Raw genomic sequence first — 284 nt, forward strand, 5'->3', positions numbered from 1 at the left:
CGGAGTCACCGGGGCGGAGTTCGCCAGCGCCTACAACGGCCTGGGTGCGAAGGTCACGCTCATCTCGAGCCGCGACCGCGTGCTGCCCGGCGAGGACGCGGACGCCGCGGAGGTCCTCGAGGGAGGCTTCAAGGACCGCGGCATGACCGTCCTCTCGCAGTCACGCGCCAACGCCGTCGACAGGACGGACGACGGCGTGGGGGTCCACCGCGCGGACGGCCGGACGGTCGAGGGGAGCCACTGCCTCGTGGCGGTGGGGGCCGTTCCGCGGACGGCCGGGATCG

1 protein-coding gene is annotated in these 284 nt (G+C 74.3%); it reads left to right on the top strand.

All coding sequences use genetic code 11. From position 1 onward, the window contains the following. Window positions 1–284, top strand: a 284-nt coding sequence (locus tag FNH21_RS16785) for an FAD-dependent oxidoreductase (protein WP_191932100.1), incomplete at both ends; no start/stop codon positions are given.

This window comes from Arthrobacter bussei, assembly GCF_009377195.2.
GTDB lineage: Bacteria > Actinomycetota > Actinomycetes > Actinomycetales > Micrococcaceae > Arthrobacter_D > Arthrobacter_D bussei.